The sequence below is a fragment of the Buttiauxella sp. BIGb0471 genome (assembly GCF_024807715.1).
In the GTDB taxonomy this organism is placed as follows: domain Bacteria; phylum Pseudomonadota; class Gammaproteobacteria; order Enterobacterales; family Enterobacteriaceae; genus Buttiauxella; species Buttiauxella agrestis.
The window spans coordinates 128,036-145,689 of record NZ_JANUEU010000003.1; the positions used below are offsets into that span (position 1 = coordinate 128,036).

The 17,654-nt window shown below is 51.0% G+C and carries 15 protein-coding genes; 5 read left to right on the forward strand and 10 right to left on the reverse strand.

What is annotated here, in order from left to right:
- Nucleotides 1-34: 34 nt before the first annotated feature.
- The 8 genes from M2371_RS11415 to syd all read right to left on the reverse strand — a co-directional run bounded on the left by M2371_RS11415 (nt 35) and on the right by syd (nt 8,444).
- Nucleotides 35-1,186, reverse strand: a complete 1,152-nt coding sequence (locus M2371_RS11415; protein WP_259267754.1) for a glycerate kinase — start codon at nt 1,184-1,186, stop codon at nt 35-37.
- A gap of 71 nt (nt 1,187-1,257) precedes the next feature.
- Nucleotides 1,258-2,592 carry a glucarate dehydratase gene (gudD, locus tag M2371_RS11420; protein ID WP_259267755.1) on the reverse strand — a complete coding sequence of 445 codons (1,335 nt, stop codon included), beginning with the start codon at nt 2,590-2,592 and terminating at the stop codon, nt 1,258-1,260.
- Nucleotides 2,593-2,620: 28 nt separating this feature from the next.
- Nucleotides 2,621-3,961, reverse strand: coding sequence for a glucarate dehydratase family protein (locus tag M2371_RS11425; RefSeq protein ID WP_259267756.1), 1,341 nt, complete (start codon nt 3,959-3,961; stop codon nt 2,621-2,623).
- On the reverse strand, nt 3,958-5,319 hold the full coding sequence (locus M2371_RS11430) for an MFS transporter (RefSeq protein WP_172893381.1): 1,362 nt from the start codon (nt 5,317-5,319) through the stop codon (nt 3,958-3,960). Before M2371_RS11430 ends, M2371_RS11425 begins: the two co-directional genes overlap by 4 nt.
- A 344-nt stretch (nt 5,320-5,663) precedes the next feature.
- A complete protein-coding gene (locus tag M2371_RS11435) occupies nt 5,664-6,113 on the reverse strand; it encodes a flavodoxin (RefSeq protein ID WP_115627457.1) in 450 nt (149 codons plus the stop codon).
- A gap of 27 nt (nt 6,114-6,140) precedes the next feature.
- A complete protein-coding gene (truC, locus tag M2371_RS11440) occupies nt 6,141-6,911 on the reverse strand; it encodes a tRNA pseudouridine(65) synthase TruC (RefSeq protein ID WP_034498013.1) in 771 nt (256 codons plus the stop codon).
- Nucleotides 6,911-7,240 carry a YqcC family protein gene (locus M2371_RS11445; protein WP_034498147.1) on the reverse strand — a complete coding sequence of 110 codons (330 nt, stop codon included), beginning with the start codon at nt 7,238-7,240 and terminating at the stop codon, nt 6,911-6,913. Before M2371_RS11445 ends, truC begins: the two co-directional genes overlap by 1 nt.
- A 655-nt stretch (nt 7,241-7,895) precedes the next feature.
- On the reverse strand, nt 7,896-8,444 hold the full coding sequence (syd, locus tag M2371_RS11450) for a SecY-interacting protein (RefSeq protein WP_172893379.1): 549 nt from the start codon (nt 8,442-8,444) through the stop codon (nt 7,896-7,898).
- A 68-nt stretch (nt 8,445-8,512) separates the two neighbouring features.
- On the opposite strand from syd, the gene queF reads away from it, so the two are divergent.
- The 4 genes from queF (at nt 8,513) to M2371_RS11470 (ending at nt 14,050) form a co-directional block, all read left to right on the forward strand.
- A complete protein-coding gene (gene queF / locus M2371_RS11455; protein WP_259267757.1) occupies nt 8,513-9,355 on the forward strand; it encodes an NADPH-dependent 7-cyano-7-deazaguanine reductase QueF in 843 nt (280 codons plus the stop codon).
- 115 nt (nt 9,356-9,470) lie between these two features.
- The gene (gene ppnN, locus M2371_RS11460) at nt 9,471-10,835 is read left to right on the forward strand and encodes a nucleotide 5'-monophosphate nucleosidase PpnN (RefSeq protein ID WP_259267758.1); all 1,365 of its coding nucleotides are present in this window, start codon (nt 9,471-9,473) and stop codon (nt 10,833-10,835) included.
- Nucleotides 10,836-11,312: 477 nt separating this feature from the next.
- Nucleotides 11,313-12,617, forward strand: coding sequence for an HAAAP family serine/threonine permease (locus tag M2371_RS11465; RefSeq protein WP_034498019.1), 1,305 nt, complete (start codon nt 11,313-11,315; stop codon nt 12,615-12,617).
- 68 nt (nt 12,618-12,685) lie between these two features.
- Complete coding sequence (locus M2371_RS11470) at nt 12,686-14,050, forward strand: L-serine ammonia-lyase (protein ID WP_034498020.1); 1,365 nt, start codon at nt 12,686-12,688, stop codon at nt 14,048-14,050.
- Between the two features lie 45 nt (nt 14,051-14,095).
- Here M2371_RS11470 and kduI read toward each other — a convergent pair whose 3' ends face one another.
- Nucleotides 14,096-14,932: a 5-dehydro-4-deoxy-D-glucuronate isomerase gene (gene kduI, locus M2371_RS11475; protein ID WP_124025536.1), complete on the reverse strand. Its 837-nt coding sequence runs from the start codon at nt 14,930-14,932 to the stop codon at nt 14,096-14,098.
- A gap of 414 nt (nt 14,933-15,346) precedes the next feature.
- On the opposite strand from kduI, the gene kdgT reads away from it, so the two are divergent.
- Nucleotides 15,347-16,342, forward strand: a complete 996-nt coding sequence (gene kdgT / locus M2371_RS11480) for a 2-keto-3-deoxygluconate transporter (protein ID WP_034498024.1) — start codon at nt 15,347-15,349, stop codon at nt 16,340-16,342.
- 52 nt (nt 16,343-16,394) lie between these two features.
- Here the strand turns inward: kdgT and M2371_RS11485 are convergent, their stop codons facing one another.
- A complete protein-coding gene (locus tag M2371_RS11485) occupies nt 16,395-17,579 on the reverse strand; it encodes a PLP-dependent aminotransferase family protein (RefSeq protein WP_259267759.1) in 1,185 nt (394 codons plus the stop codon).
- Nucleotides 17,580-17,654 lie beyond the last annotated feature (75 nt).

Sequence of the window (17,654 nt, forward strand, 5' to 3'; positions counted from 1 at the left end):
CTTTCGTAGGGCGGGCAAGCGCAGCGCCCCCGCCTTAACTTTTGAAGCGACATCCACCGCCTATTGCCAGGGTGGCGGCGATATTGCGTGAAGCCATTCGCAAGTTTTCCCCGGCATTTTTCAGCGCATCTTCCAGCGTGCAAATGCTATACAGCACACTAAATACCGCATCCAGACCATGTTCATGCACCACGCCGACATCCGCCGTTAAACTCCCGGCAATCCCAATGACGGGAATATTGTAGCGCCTGGCTATTTTCGCCACGCCAATCGGCACTTTTCCGTGGATTGACTGGCTGTCGATGCGCCCTTCTCCGGTAATCACCAGGTCAGCATCACGCACTATTTCATCGAGTTTTAACGCTTCGGTGACTATCTCAATGCCCTGGCGCAACTGCGCATGACAGAACGCATAAAGTGCAGCGCCCATACCACCCGCAGCACCGCCGCCTGACAGCTCCAGCACATCAATATTGAGGTCGCGGGAAATGATTTTTGCATAGTGTTCCAGCGCCTGATCAAGCTCGCGGACAATCTCAGGCGTCGCGCCTTTTTGTGGGCCAAATACTGCCGAAGCCCCTTCATTACCGGTGAGCAGATTAGTGACATCACACGCGACTTCAATGCGACAATCCTGCAACCGTTTATCCAGCCCGGAAATATCGATGGACGCCAGTCGCGCAACTTCCCGGCCGCCCAGTCCCAGCGGCTCGCCGTCGCTGTCGAGCAAACGCGCCCCCAGCGCCTGCACCATACCAATGCCGCCGTCGTTGGTCGCACTGCCGCCAATCCCAATTAAAATGCTTTTTACACCGCTATCCAACGCACAGCGTATTAGCTCGCCCGTTCCCCATGATGTGGTGTTGAGCGGGTTGCGTAATGCGGTTGGCACTTGCTCCAGGCCACTCGCCGCCGCCATTTCGATAAAGGCTTGCTGCTGGTCGCCTGAAATTCCATAAAACGCCTGAATCGGGTCGCCCAACGGCCCGGTGACATTCACCTCAATGATTTCACCGTTTGTTGCAGCAACCATCGCTTCTACGGTGCCCTCACCTCCATCAGCGACGGGCAATTTCACATAATGGGCATTGGGGAACACCTCCCGAAACCCGGCTTCAATCTGTGTCGCCACCTCGAGAGCACTGAGGCTCTCTTTGTAAGAATCTGGTGCGATGACAATTTTCATATGCCGTCCATTTAATGTCGGATGTCGCAACGCGTATCCGACCTACGCGGTTTCAGAAGGTTTTGTATAGCCTAACGAACCATGCAAGGGCGCTTATTATTAAACGTCCATTCTGGAATCAGGTACTGCATCGCCATGGCGTCATCGCGCGCGCCAAGCCCATGTTGCTGGTAAAGCTCATGCGCTTTCATCACTTGATCCATATCCAGTTCAACGCCAAGGCCCGGTGTTTTAGGGACTTGCACCATGCCGCCTTTAATTTCAAATGGCTGCTTAGTCAGGCGCTGGTTGCCTTCCTGCCAGATCCAGTGAGTGTCGATAGCGGTGACTTTGCCGGGCGCTGCAGCGGCAACATGGGTGAACATCGCCAAAGAAATGTCGAAGTGGTTATTAGAATGCGAACCCCAGGTCAGGCCAAACTCATGGCACATTTGTGCGACGCGCACCGAGCCTTGCATGGTCCAGAAATGTGGGTCAGCCAGTGGGATATCGACCGATTGCAGAGAAAGCGTGTGGCCCATTTGTCGCCAGTCGGTGGCAATCATATTGGTCGCCGTTGGCAAGCCTGTGGCACGGCGGAATTCCGCCATAATTTCACGACCTGAATAACCTTGTTCCGCGCCACACGGATCTTCCGCATAGGCCAGAACGCCGCGCAGTTGCTTACCGATGCTAATCGCTTCATCCAGCGACCAGGCACCATTCGGATCTAGCGTCACGCGGGCTTGTGGGAAACGTTTTGCCAGCGCCGTCACCGCTTCGGCCTCTTCGCTCCCGGCTAATACGCCGCCTTTGAGTTTGAAATCGTTAAAACCGTATTTCTCGTAAGCCGCTTCTGCCAGGCGCACGACCGCATCCGGTGTCATGGCTTCGTCATGGCGAATGCGATACCAGTCGCATTTCTCATCGGGCTGGCTCTGATAAGGCAACGGAGTCTGTTTGCGGTTGCCCACAAAGAACAGATAACCCAGCATTTCGACTTCGCTGCGTTGCTGCCCATCGCCCAGTAAAGAGGCCACGTTTACGCCCAGATGTTGGCCGAGCAAATCCAGCATGGCCGATTCAATGCCGGTCACAACATGAATGGTGGTGCGCAAATCAAAGGTCTGCAAACCCCGGCCGCCGGAATCGCGGTCGGCAAATTCGGCACGCACCAGGTTCAGGATATTTTTGTATTCACCGAGCGTTTTGCCAATCACCAATTGCGATGCTTCTTCCAAAGTCTGACGGATCTTTTCTCCGCCTGGAATTTCACCCACGCCAGTGTGGCCGGAGTTGTCTTTGATAATCACGATATTACGGGTGAAGAAAGGCGAGTGTGCGCCACTCAGGTTCATCAACATACTGTCGTGACCCGCAACGGGAATAACCTGCATCGCGGTGACTATCGGTGTAGAAGTTGTCATGTTATTCGTTCCTTGTCGTCAAGATGAATTAATTGCGGCCAAATGCCGGACGTTTGCGATCGAACTTCCAGCCCGGCACCAGATATTGCATGGCCGTTGCATCGTTACGCGAGCCGCCCGGAAGGGATTTATACACCTCATGGGCTTTTTGCACCTGTTCCCAGTCAAGTTCCACGCCAAGGCCAGGTGCTTCCGGCACCGCGATTTTACCGTTGACTATTTGCAGCGGTGATTGAGTCAGGCGCTGATCGCCTTCCTGCCAAATCCAGTGCGTGTCGATGGCGGTCGGTTTGCCCGGTGCCGCAGCACCCACATGGGTGAACATCGCCAGTGAAATATCGAAATGATTATTGGAGTGACAGCCCCACGTTAGCCCCCATTCGTCGCACATCTGCGCCACGCGAACCGCACCGCTGAGCGTCCAGAAATGCGGGTCTGCAAGCGGTATATCCACTGCATTAAGCATGATGGCATGGCTCATTTCGCGCCAGTTGGTGGCAATCATATTGGTCGCCACCGGTAAGCCCGTCGCGCGGCGGAATTCCGCCATCACTTCCCGGCCGGAATAACCTTGTTCCGCGCCGCAGGGGTCTTCGGCATACGTCAGCACATCACCCATGCCTTTGCACAACGCGATAGCTTCATCGAGCAGCCATGCGCCGTTCGGATCTACGGTTATTCGTGCGTCCGGGAAGCGTTTTTTCAGCTGGCGTGCGGCTTCAAGCTCCTGCTCGCCTGGTAACACTCCGCCTTTAAGTTTGAAGTCTTTGAAGCCATAACGGTCTTGCGCGGCTTCGGCGAGACGCACAATAGACTCGCTGTTCAGCGCCTGCTGGTGGCGTAGTTCATACCAGTCGTGACGCGCATTTTTGCCATCCAGATACGGCAAATCGGTTTTGTTACGATCGCCGATGTAAAACAAATATCCTAAAACGGTGACTTCATCGCGCTGTTTGCCCGGCCCTAACAATTCGCAAACCGGAACGTTCAGCGCTTTGCCGAGCAAATCAAGCAATGCCGCCTCAAGAGCCGCCACCGCATTCACGCGCAGCTCGAAAGTCCACGCACCTTTGCCGAAGGTATCGAAGTCCGCCGACTGATTACCTTTGTGAACGTTCTGCACCACGCGATTCATGCGCGCAATTTCCTGACCGACGACATGCGGGATCGCGTCGAGCAGCGTCTGATAAATCACTTCACCACCGGGCGCTTCGCCCACACCGGTATGCCCGGCGTTATCGGTCAGAACAACAATGTTGCGCGTGAAAAAGGCACCGTGCGCGCCGCCAATGTTGAGCAACATGCTGTCATGGCCCGCCACCGGAATGACTTTCATATCCTTAATCATCGGGCTTGCCTGAGTATTCATGATGATTGCCCCGCAGTGACAGGTTTGAGTTCGACACGTTTGATATCGCCGACAATCACCAGGTAACTCAGCACCGCGACAATCGCATGAACGCCAACGTAAATCAGTGCGCCGTTAAACGACCCGGATGTGCCGACGATGTAGCCGATAGCGATTGGCGTCACGATGCCAGAAACGTTGCCGAACATGTTAAACAGGCCGCCGCTCAAACCGCTGATTTCTTTCGGCGCGGTATCAGCCATCACCGCCCAGCCAAGCGCACCGATACCTTTGCCGAAGAATGCCATCGCCATAAAGCCGACAACCATCATTTCGGACTCAACATAGTTACAGAACACCATGCTGACTGAGAGCAACATCCCGAGCACGATTGGCGTTTTACGGGCGATGTTTAACGAACCGGTGCGGCGCATCAACCAGTCAGAAATGACCCCGCCGAGCACGCCACCCACGAATCCACACACAGCCGGTACTGAGGCAACAAAACCGGCTTTCAGAATCGACATGCCCTTTTCCTGCACCAGATACACCGGGAACCAGGTAATAAAGAAGTAGGTTAAGGCGTTGATGCAGTACTGCCCGATATAGATCCCAACCATCATGCGTGATCCGATCAACTGTTTGATCTGGCCCCACTTCTGCGCCATTGGGATATGTTCTTTAGGCTTCTTCTGATCCATGTTGATCAGCGCACCGCCCGCTTCGATGTACTCCAGTTCTTTTTGGTTTACGCCTGGATGGTTGTTCGGCTCATGAATCACTTTGAGCCAGACGAAGCTGATGATGATGCCCAGGCCGCCCATAAAGAAGAACACGTGTGACCAGCCAACTTCGTGCGTCAACCAACCCATGATTGGCGCGAAGATAACGGTGGCGAAATACTGTGCGGAGTTAAAAATCGAGACCGCCGTGCCGCGTTCCTGTGCCGGGAACCACGCTGCGACGATTCGGCTGTTACCGGGGAAGGAAGGTGCTTCGGCCAAACCCACCAGGAAGCGCAGAGTGAACAGCGCGATGATGATGCCAAAACCATTAAAGATATCGACGAAACCTTGCAGCAAGGTAAACATCGACCAGATAAAGATGGACCAGAAATAGACGCGTTTTGAGCCGAATTTATCAAGCAACCAGCCGCCGGGGATTTGCCCTATAACGTATGCCCAGGAAAACGCGGAAAACACATACCCCATGCCGATAGGGTCGAGGCCGATATCTTTTGCCATTTCCGAACCGGCAATAGATAACGTGGCGCGGTCACCATAGTTAAACGAGGTGACGATAAAGAGCATGACGACTATCCAATAGCGAGCGTTGGTTCTTTTCTCGGCCACGCTCGCCGTCTGGCTAATTGAATTCATGTTGCACTCCTGAATTATAGCTTTTGGCTATGATCCACTCTGCACTTGTAGGGTATCAGAATGAGGTATCGGCCCATCCGCAGTATTTTTTGTGGTGCTGAATCTGCGGTTTTTTTGATGCCGAGGGAAAGTATATTCAGGGAGTGAGCGTGTCTCATCGTGCAAAGACACAAGTTTGCCGGACGTTTCGTGAGCAGTTTATGGCGTCTGTCTAACGTTCTGGGGGATGGTTCACGATTTTTGAAACAACCAGATAAAATGAAGGGTCTATACTTCGACTGCAAGACGAGGTAAAAATATTCGGCGGCAGGGAAGTGTGACTTCACCTGCCAGGATTCATTTTGTTACTTTAACAACGTCACCCATTGCTCAACCCATGGGTTAGAAACCGCTTCAGGTTCCGGATGATCGTTGGCATCAATGGCTAAAACATTACCGATGCGTTTCGCACCTTGCTCTTGCAGTAAAGCGTCAAATTGCTTTCCGCCCCCGCAAAAATGTTCGTAGTTGCTGTCACCTAATGCAATCAAACCGTAACGCAATTCAGGCTGGTATCCGATTTTGTCTTTTATCGCCTGAAACAGAGGAACGATGCTGTCTGGCAAATCGCCCTGGCCGGTTGTTGAAGTCACAATTAACACGTACTGGTCGCTAAATTTCTGCCAGTCAGCAAGCTCAGGATCTTCAAAAACGGTAGCTTTATGACCATTCTTTTTTAAAATCGCTTCGGCTTCTTCTGCTACCAGCAGCGAGTTTCCATACATTGTTCCTACAAAAATCCCTACTTCGGCCATCAGTTAACTCCTTGCGTTACGGCGGTATTATTCATCCTGGCCGTTGCTTGCCACAAACTCAACCTTTTCGATGTCACTCAGTAAGCCGCTCCAGCCAAACTGTGACATCATCTGCATCCAGGTGTCATCAAGGTTAGCGCGAAGGCACAGCGGTTCGCCTGTTACCGGGTGGTTTAACGAAAGCTGGCTTGCGTGCAGCATTAACCGCTGGCAGCCAAAATGTTCGGCCGCAGCGCGGTTCTGACGCAGGTCGCCATGTTTAGAATCACCAATCATGGGGTGGCGTAAGTGCGACATATGGCGACGTAACTGGTGCTTGCGCCCAGTTTTAGGCTCCAGCTCAACCAGGCTGTAGCGTGCGGTTGGATAACGACCAACCGGAACCGGCATTTCTACGGTCGCCAACCCACGATAATGCGTTACCGCTGGCTGCGCTTCTTTATCCTGAGTCGCTTTTTTATCGGCGATTTTATCCAGCTCTTCCACCAGTGGGTAATCCAGCACCGCTTCATCTTCAAGCCAGCCGCGAGTCACTGCGTGGTAGCGCTTTTGAATTTGGTGATTTTCAAACTGCTGGGATAACAAATGCGCGACTTCGCTGGAAAGGGCCATCAGCAATACGCCTGACGTGGGCCTGTCGAGGCGATGCACGGTAAACACATGTTTGCCAATTTGGTCACGCACGGTTTGCATCACAAAGACCGTTTCATGGCGGTCCAGCCAGCTACGGTGAACTAACCACCCCGAGGGTTTGTTGACCGCAACCAGCCATTCATCCTGATAAATAATTTCCAGCATCAGGATTTGTCACTTACAAACAGCGCATCAAGTTCTTGCAGGGCTTTTAACAGCGGCGTACGTCCGACATGTGCCGCATCCAACGCCATTTCGTAATAGGGCGCGAGGGCAAAATCAGCAGGCAGAGGGTGTTGAGCATCAAGAAGTGCGTGCATTCGGGGAATCAGAACCCATTGCAACCATTCGTGAGGCTGCATCGTATCCAGGCAAAATGGTTGCGTGCTTTCAAAGGCTTCAGCGTTTGGCGCACAGCCCTGCCAAAGTTGGTGGTCACGCAAAACCTGTTCAATGATGTGTAGATGCTGGCGTACCAGCGCGTGGCGTTCCATGGAAACCTCGAGCATCAGTCAAAAGAAGCCGGCAAGCATATCACTTCTTAGGCTGAGCGAAAAAATGCATAAAAAAAGGGAGCACTGTATAAACAGTGCTCCCGGTTCGTTTCGCAGCTAATCCGGCTACTTTTGGTGCTCCCTGCTCGTCCGTGACAACTATGTCCTGCGGTCTCCTGACCTACAATCCGTCGTACTCGCGTCCTGCTACCATCATCCTGAGGTGTTCCGGCATCGTCCTGATGCATAATCCTTTGGTCTTCCAGACCCACCGAATGTTCCTGATTCGGCTCTCATTCTCCGTCCTGGAGGTGTCCCTTACTCTTCCTGAGTGATCCTTGCTTCATCCAGAAGCCTTCCTTGCAACACCATCCTGGTGTGTTCCACTTCTTCAATGAAGTGACATCATCCTAATGTCTCCTTCACTTCCCGACGTCCTGTCGACGGACATAGAATCCTCTATTTCGTTCACTCTGACAACCCACTCACAACCAAAGCTTACGATAACTTTCATTCAAAAGCAGGCGTAAAACCACCCAATATGTTGATATAAAATAACTAATCAATTTATCGACATGAAAGCTCTGCATGAAAAGTTAGAGATCTCTTACAACTCGTGTAAGAGATCTCTCACAAGACTGATAGCGATTAACGCTTAAATGACCTGCGGTTGTAAGCCTTGCAGGAACAAATTCAGTGAAGGGGCGAGGGTTGTACGCTGTTTGGTGCCAATTTTTTCCAGCACGACTTCACCGGTAAGATTACACAGAGACACCACTTCCATTTCATCAGGTGTGGTAGCCAGAAACAGCGTCGGAGAAAGCTTCAGGCGTTTTTGAGTGACCAGATGACCAATCAAGTTTTCTTGTACGCGTTGGAAATCGTCTTCGCTCCACGCCTGCAACAGCGTTAACGCCTGGTTGCCCGAAGTCGCAGGCATGTCACCGGCAAATTGGGTGGTGTAAAACTGATGCGCGCCAGGCTGCAAGGCAATATCCATCGCCCGCTCAACCGCGCTGAGATCGTTTGCGGGGGCAAATGGCTGCGGCTGCCAGCGCACATCGTTACCGGTTGTCGTCACGATACACGGCGATGGCACACCATATAATTCTTCACTTGCAGGCCACCCTTCAGCTTGTTCACGCCAGGCCTGACAAAAGCGCTCAGTGAAATCTTCCAGCGCCTGACGTACTTCGTTATCCACCAATTTCTCACTCCCTCAAGGCTGCGGTACAATAGGAACCAATTGTACCTGCATTCTATCGGTGACACATGTCTTATGAAAACCACCAGGCACTGAGTGGCCTGACACTGGGTAAGCCAACCGCTTACCAGGATCAATACCAACCGTCTTTACTCCAGGCCGTCCCTCGCAGCCTGAACCGCGACCCATTAGGCTTATATGCAGATAGCCTGCCATTCAGCGGAGGCGATATCTGGACGTTGTACGAATTGTCGTGGCTGAACAGTAACGGTTTGCCACAGGTAGCAGTCGGGCATGTGCAGCTTGATGCGAACAGCGTCAATCTGGTTGAGTCCAAAAGCTTCAAACTCTATTTGAACAGCTTTAATCAGACCCAATTTGCAGACTGGGAAACGGTTCAGGAGGCGCTAAAGCGTGATTTAAGTGCCTGCGCACAAGGTGATGTCAGCGTGGTGTTGTTCCGTCTGCATGAGCTCGAAGGGCAGGAAATCGCGGCATTCACCGGCGAGTGTATAGATGAGCAAAATATCACTATTGATAACTACGAATTTAACGCCGATTACCTCAGTGGTGCGGCGGGCGACGAAATCGTAGATGAAACCCTGGTGAGCCATCTGCTGAAATCCAACTGCCTGATAACCCACCAGCCAGATTGGGGTTCCGTTCAGATTCGTTACCGTGGCCCGCGCATCGACCGGGAAAAATTGCTGCGTTATCTGGTGTCATTCCGCCAGCACAACGAATTCCATGAGCAGTGCGTTGAGCGCATCTTTAATGATATTCAGCAATTCTGCCGCCCGGAGAGTCTCAGCGTCTATGCACGCTATACTCGTCGCGGCGGTCTGGACATTAACCCGTGGCGTACCAATACCGATTTCCATCCGGCATTTGGCCGTCTGGTTCGTCAATAAGTGCGAAACGCCTCGCAGCCTGCGGAAGGATTATTGTTTTCAGGTTGTTAAATTGAACATGCCAGGGCTATTGTAATCATTGGGAGCGGCACTTTACGCTTCGTAAGGAGTTAACTTGATTACACATATTAGCCCGTTAGGCTCAATGGATATGTTGTCGCAGCTGGAAGTCGATATGCTTAAACGCACGGCCAGCAGCGACCTCTATCAACTGTTTCGCAACTGTTCACTTGCCGTACTTAACTCAGGAAGCCAGACCGATAGCAGTAAAGAGCTGTTATCGCGTTACGAAAACTTCGATATCAACGTGCTGCGCCGCGAACGTGGCGTCAAACTTGAACTGATTAATCCACCTGATGATGCGTTTGTTGATGGCCGCATCATCCGGGCTTTGCAAGCCAACCTGTTTGCCGTGCTACGCGACATTTTGTTCGTGAACGGCCAGATTTCCACCGCTGGGCGCTTCCAAAACCTCGACTTGGCAGACCCCGAAAATATCACCAATATGGTGTTTTCTATTCTACGTAACGCTCGTGCATTGCATGTTGGCGAAGCGCCAAACCTGGTGGTTTGCTGGGGCGGGCACTCGATCAACGAAAACGAATACCTCTACGCACGTCGTGTCGGTACTCAACTCGGTCTGCGCGAACTCAATATTTGTACCGGCTGTGGCCCTGGAGCCATGGAAGCACCGATGAAAGGTGCCGCGGTAGGCCATGCCCAGCAACGCTATAGAGAAAGCCGCTTTATTGGTATGACGGAACCGTCAATCATTGCCGCAGAACCACCTAACCCATTGGTAAATGAACTGATAATCATGCCGGATATCGAAAAGCGCCTCGAAGCGTTTGTGCGAATCGCGCATGGCATCATCATTTTCCCTGGCGGCGTGGGTACAGCAGAAGAACTGCTTTATCTGCTCGGCATTTTGATGAACCCGCATAACCACGACCAGGTATTGCCGCTGATTTTGACCGGGCCGAAAGAGAGCGCTGACTACTTCCGCGTTCTGGACGAGTTTATCGTCAACACGGTGGGTGAGCAGGCGCGTCGTCATTACCAAATCATTATCGACGACCCGGCTGAAGTCGCACGTCAGATGAAAAAGGCCATGCCAAAAGTGAAAGAGAATCGCCGCGAAACGGGCGATGCTTATAGCTTCAACTGGTCGATTCGTATTGCCCCTGATCTACAAATGCCGTTTGAGCCAACCCATGAAAATATGGCCAATCTCAAGCTCTATCCGGACCAACCTGCGGAGCAACTGGCGGCTTCTTTGCGCCGGGCGTTTTCCGGTATTGTTGCGGGTAACGTAAAAGAGGGCGGGATACGTGCCATTGAACAATTTGGCCCGTACAAAATTCACGGCGACGCACAAATGATGCGACGCATGGATGACCTGCTTCAGGGCTTTGTTGCCCAGCACCGCATGAAATTACCAGGCAGTGCTTACATTCCTTGCTACGAGATTTGCACCTGAATCCTCAGGGCGGAGTGACTCCGCCCTTTTTTATTTCCATATTTTTTTCTCATTTTTCCCGCTAAAATCGCCCACTTTCATGTTACCCGTATCAGCATAAACATCTTCACGTAAACGAATACCTCAGATCAATTCCATGCTAAAAATCCTGCTTATACAGATAATTACCCTGCGAGCAAAGACTGAAACAACGGTTTATTATCTACAATACCCGTAATTTTAGGGCGTAAATATCACACAAAATATCAGATGCAGAGTGAAAATCTGCCAAAAACCACACAAGCAGTGGATTCTTACAATTGCGATCTTGATCACTGATGAATTGACAACATGAATGTATCTTTCCGCCCGCTGATTATCACTGGCCAAAATTACTATAAAACCGCCCGCTACCAGCATTAAATTTCAACAGTCAATGGCAAGGCATCGCGATTGACCCAGTTTTCGAATCAATATGTTCCTTTGGAGAAGTAGTAGATGGAAACCACACAAACCGGCAGTATTGCCTCGGTTGAAAGCAAAAGTTCATGGCGCAAGTCCGATACCATGTGGATGCTGGGCTTATACGGCACCGCAATTGGGGCTGGCGTTTTATTCCTGCCGATTAACGCCGGTGTTGGCGGCCTGATTCCGCTGTTCATCATGGCAATTCTTGCGTTCCCAATGACTTTCTTCGCTCACCGTGGTCTGACTCGCTTTGTGCTGTCAGGTAAAAACCCTGGTGAAGACATTACTGAAGTTGTAGAAGAGCACTTCGGTGTGGGCGCAGGTAAAGTCATTACCCTGCTCTACTTCTTTGCTATCTACCCAATTTTGCTGGTGTACAGCGTCGCTATCACTAACACCGTTGATAGCTTTATTACGCATCAGTTGGGTATGGTTTCTCCGCCACGTGCGCTTTTGTCTCTGATCCTGATTGTGGGTCTGATGACCATCGTTCGTTTCGGTGAGCAGATGATCGTTAAAGCGATGAGCATCCTGGTGTTCCCGTTTGTTGCGGCTTTGATGGCTCTGGCGTTATATCTGATCCCTGAGTGGAGCAGCGCGGCGTTTGATACCCTGTCATTTAGTGCAGCTGCATCTCCTGCAACCGGGAGCGGCTTGTGGATGACGCTGTGGCTGGCAATCCCAGTAATGGTGTTCTCCTTTAACCACTCGCCTATCATCTCTGCGTTTGCGGTTGCAAAACGTAACGAGTACGGCGACGAAGCTGAGAAGAAATGTTCCCGCATCCTGTCTTTTGCGCACATCATGATGGTCATTACCGTGATGTTCTTCGTATTCAGCTGCGTACTGAGCCTTTCCCCGGAAAACCTGGCCGAAGCAAAAGCACAGAACATCTCTATTCTGTCTTACCTGGCTAACCACTTTAACGCGCCAGTCATTGCCTGGATGGCACCGATTATCGCGATTGTTGCTATTACCAAATCCTTCCTCGGCCACTATCTGGGCGCACGTGAAGGCTTCAACGGGATGGTTATCAAATCCCTGCGCGGTAAAGGCAAAACGATTGAAATCAGCAAACTGAACCGCATCACCGCTATCTTCATGCTGGTGACAACATGGATTGTTGCCACCCTGAACCCAAGCATTCTGGGGATGATTGAAACCCTGGGCGGCCCAATCATCGCGATGATTCTGTTCCTGATGCCGATGTACGCGATTCAGAAAGTCCCGGCAATGCGCAAATACAGCGGCCATATCAGCAATGTATTTGTGGTAATTATGGGTCTGGTTGCTATTTCCGCCATCTCTTACTCTCTATACTCGCTGTTCATCTAAAAGTTATAAACCGCCTGCCTCCTGCAGGCGGTTTTTTCTCTTAAAGTTACTCAGGCAACGGACGCAACATGATTAGCGTATTCGATATTTTCAAAATCGGTATTGGCCCATCCAGTTCCCATACCGTCGGCCCGATGAAAGCCGGTAAGCAATTCGCAGACGATTTGATCGCGCAAGGGATTTTGCGCAACGTCACGCGAGTCGTCGTTGATGTATACGGTTCACTCTCTCTCACCGGTAAAGGTCACCATACCGATATCGCCATTATTATGGGTCTGGCGGGTAATATGCCGGACACCGTTGATATCGACGCCATCCCACATTTTATTCAGGACGTGAATACTCACGGTCGCCTGTTGCTGGCAAACGGCCAGCATGAAGTGGAATTCCCGGTCGATAGCTGCATGAACTTCCATGAAGATAATCTTTCCCTGCACGAAAACGGCATGCGTATTACAGCGCTGGCAGGAAGCGAAGTTGTTTATAGCCAAACGTATTACTCCATCGGCGGTGGTTTTATCGTTGATGAAGCCCATTTTGGCGTGGAAGAGTCCCAGCAGGTTGTCGTGCCATATCCTTATAAAAGTGCCGCTGATTTGCAGCGTCATTGCAAAGAAAGTGGGCTTTCGCTGTCTGGCTTGATGATGCTCAATGAGCGAGCAATGCGTTCGCAGGCTGAAATTGACGCACACTTTGCTGACGTGTGGAATGTCATGCGCAGCGGTATTGAACGTGGCATCACCACCGAAGGCGTGCTGCCGGGTAAAATGCGTGTCCCCCGTCGTGCTGCGGCATTACGCAGAATGTTGGTCAGCAGTGATAAGAACAACTCTGACCCAATGGCCGTTGTCGACTGGATTAACATGTTCGCGCTGGCGGTAAACGAAGAAAATGCGGCGGGTGGTCGCGTTGTCACCGCCCCAACTAACGGCGCATGCGGTATTGTTCCGGCGGTACTGGCTTATTACGACAAATTCATTCGTGAAGTTAATACAAACTCCTGTGCGCGTTACTTCCTCGCGGCGGGCGCAATTGGTTCTCTGTATAAGATGAACGCGTCAATTTCAGGCGCTGAAGTAGGTTGCCAGGGCGAAGTCGGTGTTGCCTGTTCCATGGCTGCTGCAGGTCTTGCGGAATTACTGGGCGGCAGCCCAAGCCAGGTTTGCATCGCGGCTGAGATTGGGATGGAGCATAACCTCGGTCTGACGTGCGATCCGGTTGCTGGACAAGTTCAGGTTCCGTGCATTGAGCGTAATGCGATTGCAGCGGTAAAAGCAGTGAATGCGGCACGTATGGCCTTGCGCCGTACCAGCGAACCACGCGTTTGCCTCGATAAGGTTATCGACACCATGTACGAAACCGGCAAAGACATGAACGCCAAATACCGTGAAACATCACGCGGTGGCCTGGCGATGAAAGTGTCCTGCGATTAAAAACAAAAAACCCGCTGCGAAGCGGGTTTTTTTTATAGCGACTTCTTATCTTAGATCGCCAACCTTCACATGATCCATATCGTCAAACACCTGATTCTCACCCACCATTCCCCAGATAAACGTATACGCGCGCGTACCCACGCCTGAGTGAATTGACCAGCTCGGGGAAATCACCGCTTGCTCGTTTTGCATCACGATGTGACGGGTTTCTTGCGGCTGGCCCATCATGTGGAATACGCAGCTGTCCTGCTCCAGACCGAAGTAGAAATAGACTTCCATACGACGTTCGTGTGTATGGCAAGGCATGGTGTTCCACAGATTACCTGGCTCCAGTTCAGTCAGACCCATACTCAACTGGCACGTTTCCAGCACATCTGGAACGAAGTACTTGTTGATAGTACGACGGTTGCTGGTAACGCTATCGCCCAGTGTGACTGGAGAAACGTCCGCAGGTGTCACGCGCTTGGTTGGATAAGCGGTGTGTGCCGGAGCACAGTTGTAGTAGAAGCGTGCCGGATTTGCAGGGTCGATGCTGGCGAACACCACTTCTTTAGCGCCCTTACCGACGTACAAACCGTCGCGAGTGCCGATTTCGTAGCAAGTACCGTCAACCGTAATGGTGCCCTGGCCGCCGATATTGATTACACCCAACTCGCGGCGCTCGAGGAAATAGCTCACCCCCAACTGCTTACCGACTTCACCGCCAACACTCACCGTGCGCGTAACAGGCATGACGCCACCGACAATAATGCGGTCGATGTGGCTGTAGGTCATGGTGTACTCGTCAGCAGTAAAGATGGTTTCGATCAGAAACTCTTTACGTAAACCGGCAGTATCCAGGGTTTTTGCGTGATCGCTATGAATGCTTTGACGAATATCCATTACTTTTCCTTTCAAGGCTGGCAATACCAGGCGAAAACTCAATCACGCCCGTTACTATTAATAATATTTTAGCAATTAAAATAGAATTTCTCACAAGTCATCTACATTTAACCGCACCACACAGACAGTTTATCACCTGAGAATATAAATAATGTGATCCAAATTGAAATATTGTTTCAATTTGATTGAATTGCAGTTCCAACGGAGAGATAGTTTATCCCATGAAGCGTTGCCGGGGCACATTAGCCTTGGTGATTAGCTCAATGAAGTTAATGAAACTGCCATTTAGAGCAAAGAACATCTCTGAACCAACATCCTAAATAATAAGGGAAAACTAACAGTTTTCGCTGATACCTGTTACGTCATTTTTTCATTAACACGCTGTAGAAAATGAAAAAATCATAAGGAATTACCATGAAGATCAAAGCTACTATTGAACGCATTCCTGGTGGGATGATGCTGATTCCATTGATTCTTGGAGCTATTTTAAATACTTTCGCTCCAGACACTGGTGCCTATTTTGGTTCATTTACTAAAGGGATGATAAGCGGCACCGTTCCTATTCTGGCGGTTTGGTTCTTCTGTATTGGTGCCTCAATTGATCTGCGTGCAACAGGTACCGTTTTGCGCAAGTCCGGCACCCTGGTGCTGACCAAAATTGCTGTGGCCTGGGTCGTGGCTATGATTGCCGCATCCTTTATTCCTGAAGGTGGGATTCAGACAGGCATGTTCGCTGGTTTATCCGTTCTGGCCCTCGTATCTGCGATGGACATGACCAACGGCGGCCTGTACGCGAGCCTGATGAACCAGTACGGCACTAAAGAAGAATCAGGTGCATTCGTGCTGATGTCTCTGGAATCTGGCCCTCTGATGACCATGGTGATTCTGGGTTCCGCTGGTCTGGCATCCTTTGAACCACACCACTTTATCGGTGCCGTACTGCCCTTCCTGATTGGTTTTGCATTAGGCAACCTTGACCACGACTTCCGCACCTTCTTTAGCAAAGCAACGCCAGTCCTGATTCCGTTCTTCGGCTTCGCTCTGGGTAACACCATCAACCTGGGCGTGATTATGGACACCGGCTTGCTGGGTATCATGCTGGGTGTAGCGGTTATCGTTGTTACGGGTATTCCGTTGATTCTGGCTGATAAATACATCGGCGGCGGTAACGGTACAGCGGGTATTGCAGCCTCTTCGGCAGCAGGCGCTGCGGTGGCTAACCCGGTTATCATTGCGCAAATCAACCCGGCATTTGAGCCAGTCGCCGCTTCAGCAACCGCGCTGGTTGCAGCAAGCGTGATTGTGACCGCAATTCTGGTACCAATCATTACCGCACTGTATTCAAGACGTATGGGTGGGAAAGTTGCTCAAAAGAATGAAAATGATGATGTGGTGGAGCTTTCACATTAATCGTTAAACAGTTAATACAAAAATGGAGCCTTGCGGCTCCATTTTTTTCGTCTTATAGCGCCGCTTTTAAGCGTTGTACCGCATCATAGAGCTGCTCTTCTGTTGCTGTTGCGTAAGAGAAACGCAGCGTTTTCTTGTCGGCATTATCACTAAAGAAGAACTCACCCGGAACATACACCACACCTTTTTCCAGCGTCTGTTGCAACCAACGGGTGGTATCAAATTCGTAGCGGAAAGAGGCCCACAAGAACATCCCCCCCTGCGGTTGGTTAAAGGTGATGTGCTCGTTTAATTCCTGATGCAAATACTTCGACAAGTTCAGGCATTTCTTCTTATACGCTTCGCGAATCAGTTCAATCTGCGGGTCAAGCCTGTCGAGTGTGAGATAGGCAGACACCAGTGATTGCGTAAAAGAGTTGGCGTGCAAATCGGTGGCTTGCTTAATGATAGCGACTTTTTGCTTCATCCATTCCGGCAGAACAATCCAGCCTACGCGCAAACCCGGTGCCAGAATTTTAGAAAACGTCGAGGTATAAACAACGTTTTCCTGGCTGCCACGCTCAGTGGCCACCTGCAGAAGCGTTTTCTCGCGAGTGTCAGTGAAACTAATCGCGCCGTACGGATCATCTTCAACAATGACGAAGTGATGTTCTTCAGCCAGTTTGACCAGTTGCTCACGGCGGCTGGCGCTCAATGTTGTGCCGCTTGGGTTGCCAAAAGTCGGAACGATATAGACGCCTTTAATACGCGTCGTTTTCAGCAACTCTTCCAGTTCGTCGACAATCATCCCGTGCTCATCGCTACCCACGGATTTCACATCGGCTTCGTTCAGGCTCAGAATTTGCAGCGTCGCCAGATAAGTTGGGCGCTCAACCACAAACACATCACCAGGGTTCACCAACGCACGCATCAGCAAATCCAGCGCCTGTTGAGAGCCAGAGGTGATCAGCAACTGTTCTGAAGTGGTGGTAATCCCACGTTGCTGGCACAGTTCAACCAATTGCTGACGCAGTTCAACATTGCCTTCGGTCAGGCCATACTGGAACGCGTCATTAAAATTCTCGGCGACCACTTTTTGCGTCGCAATTCCCAGCCCTTCTTTATCAAACAATTCGCTGGAAGGAATGCCGCCAGCAAGAGAAATCACGCCTGGCATTTTGCTGTGCTTCAACAATTCTCTGATGGCTGACGGTTGTAAGGCCTGGATGCGATGTGCGAGGTGTGAACTATTACTCATGTTGTTGTCTCTGATTTTTCTATTCGTTTAAAATATATATAGCAACCTAAGTACTTAGCAATGCTTTTCAGAACA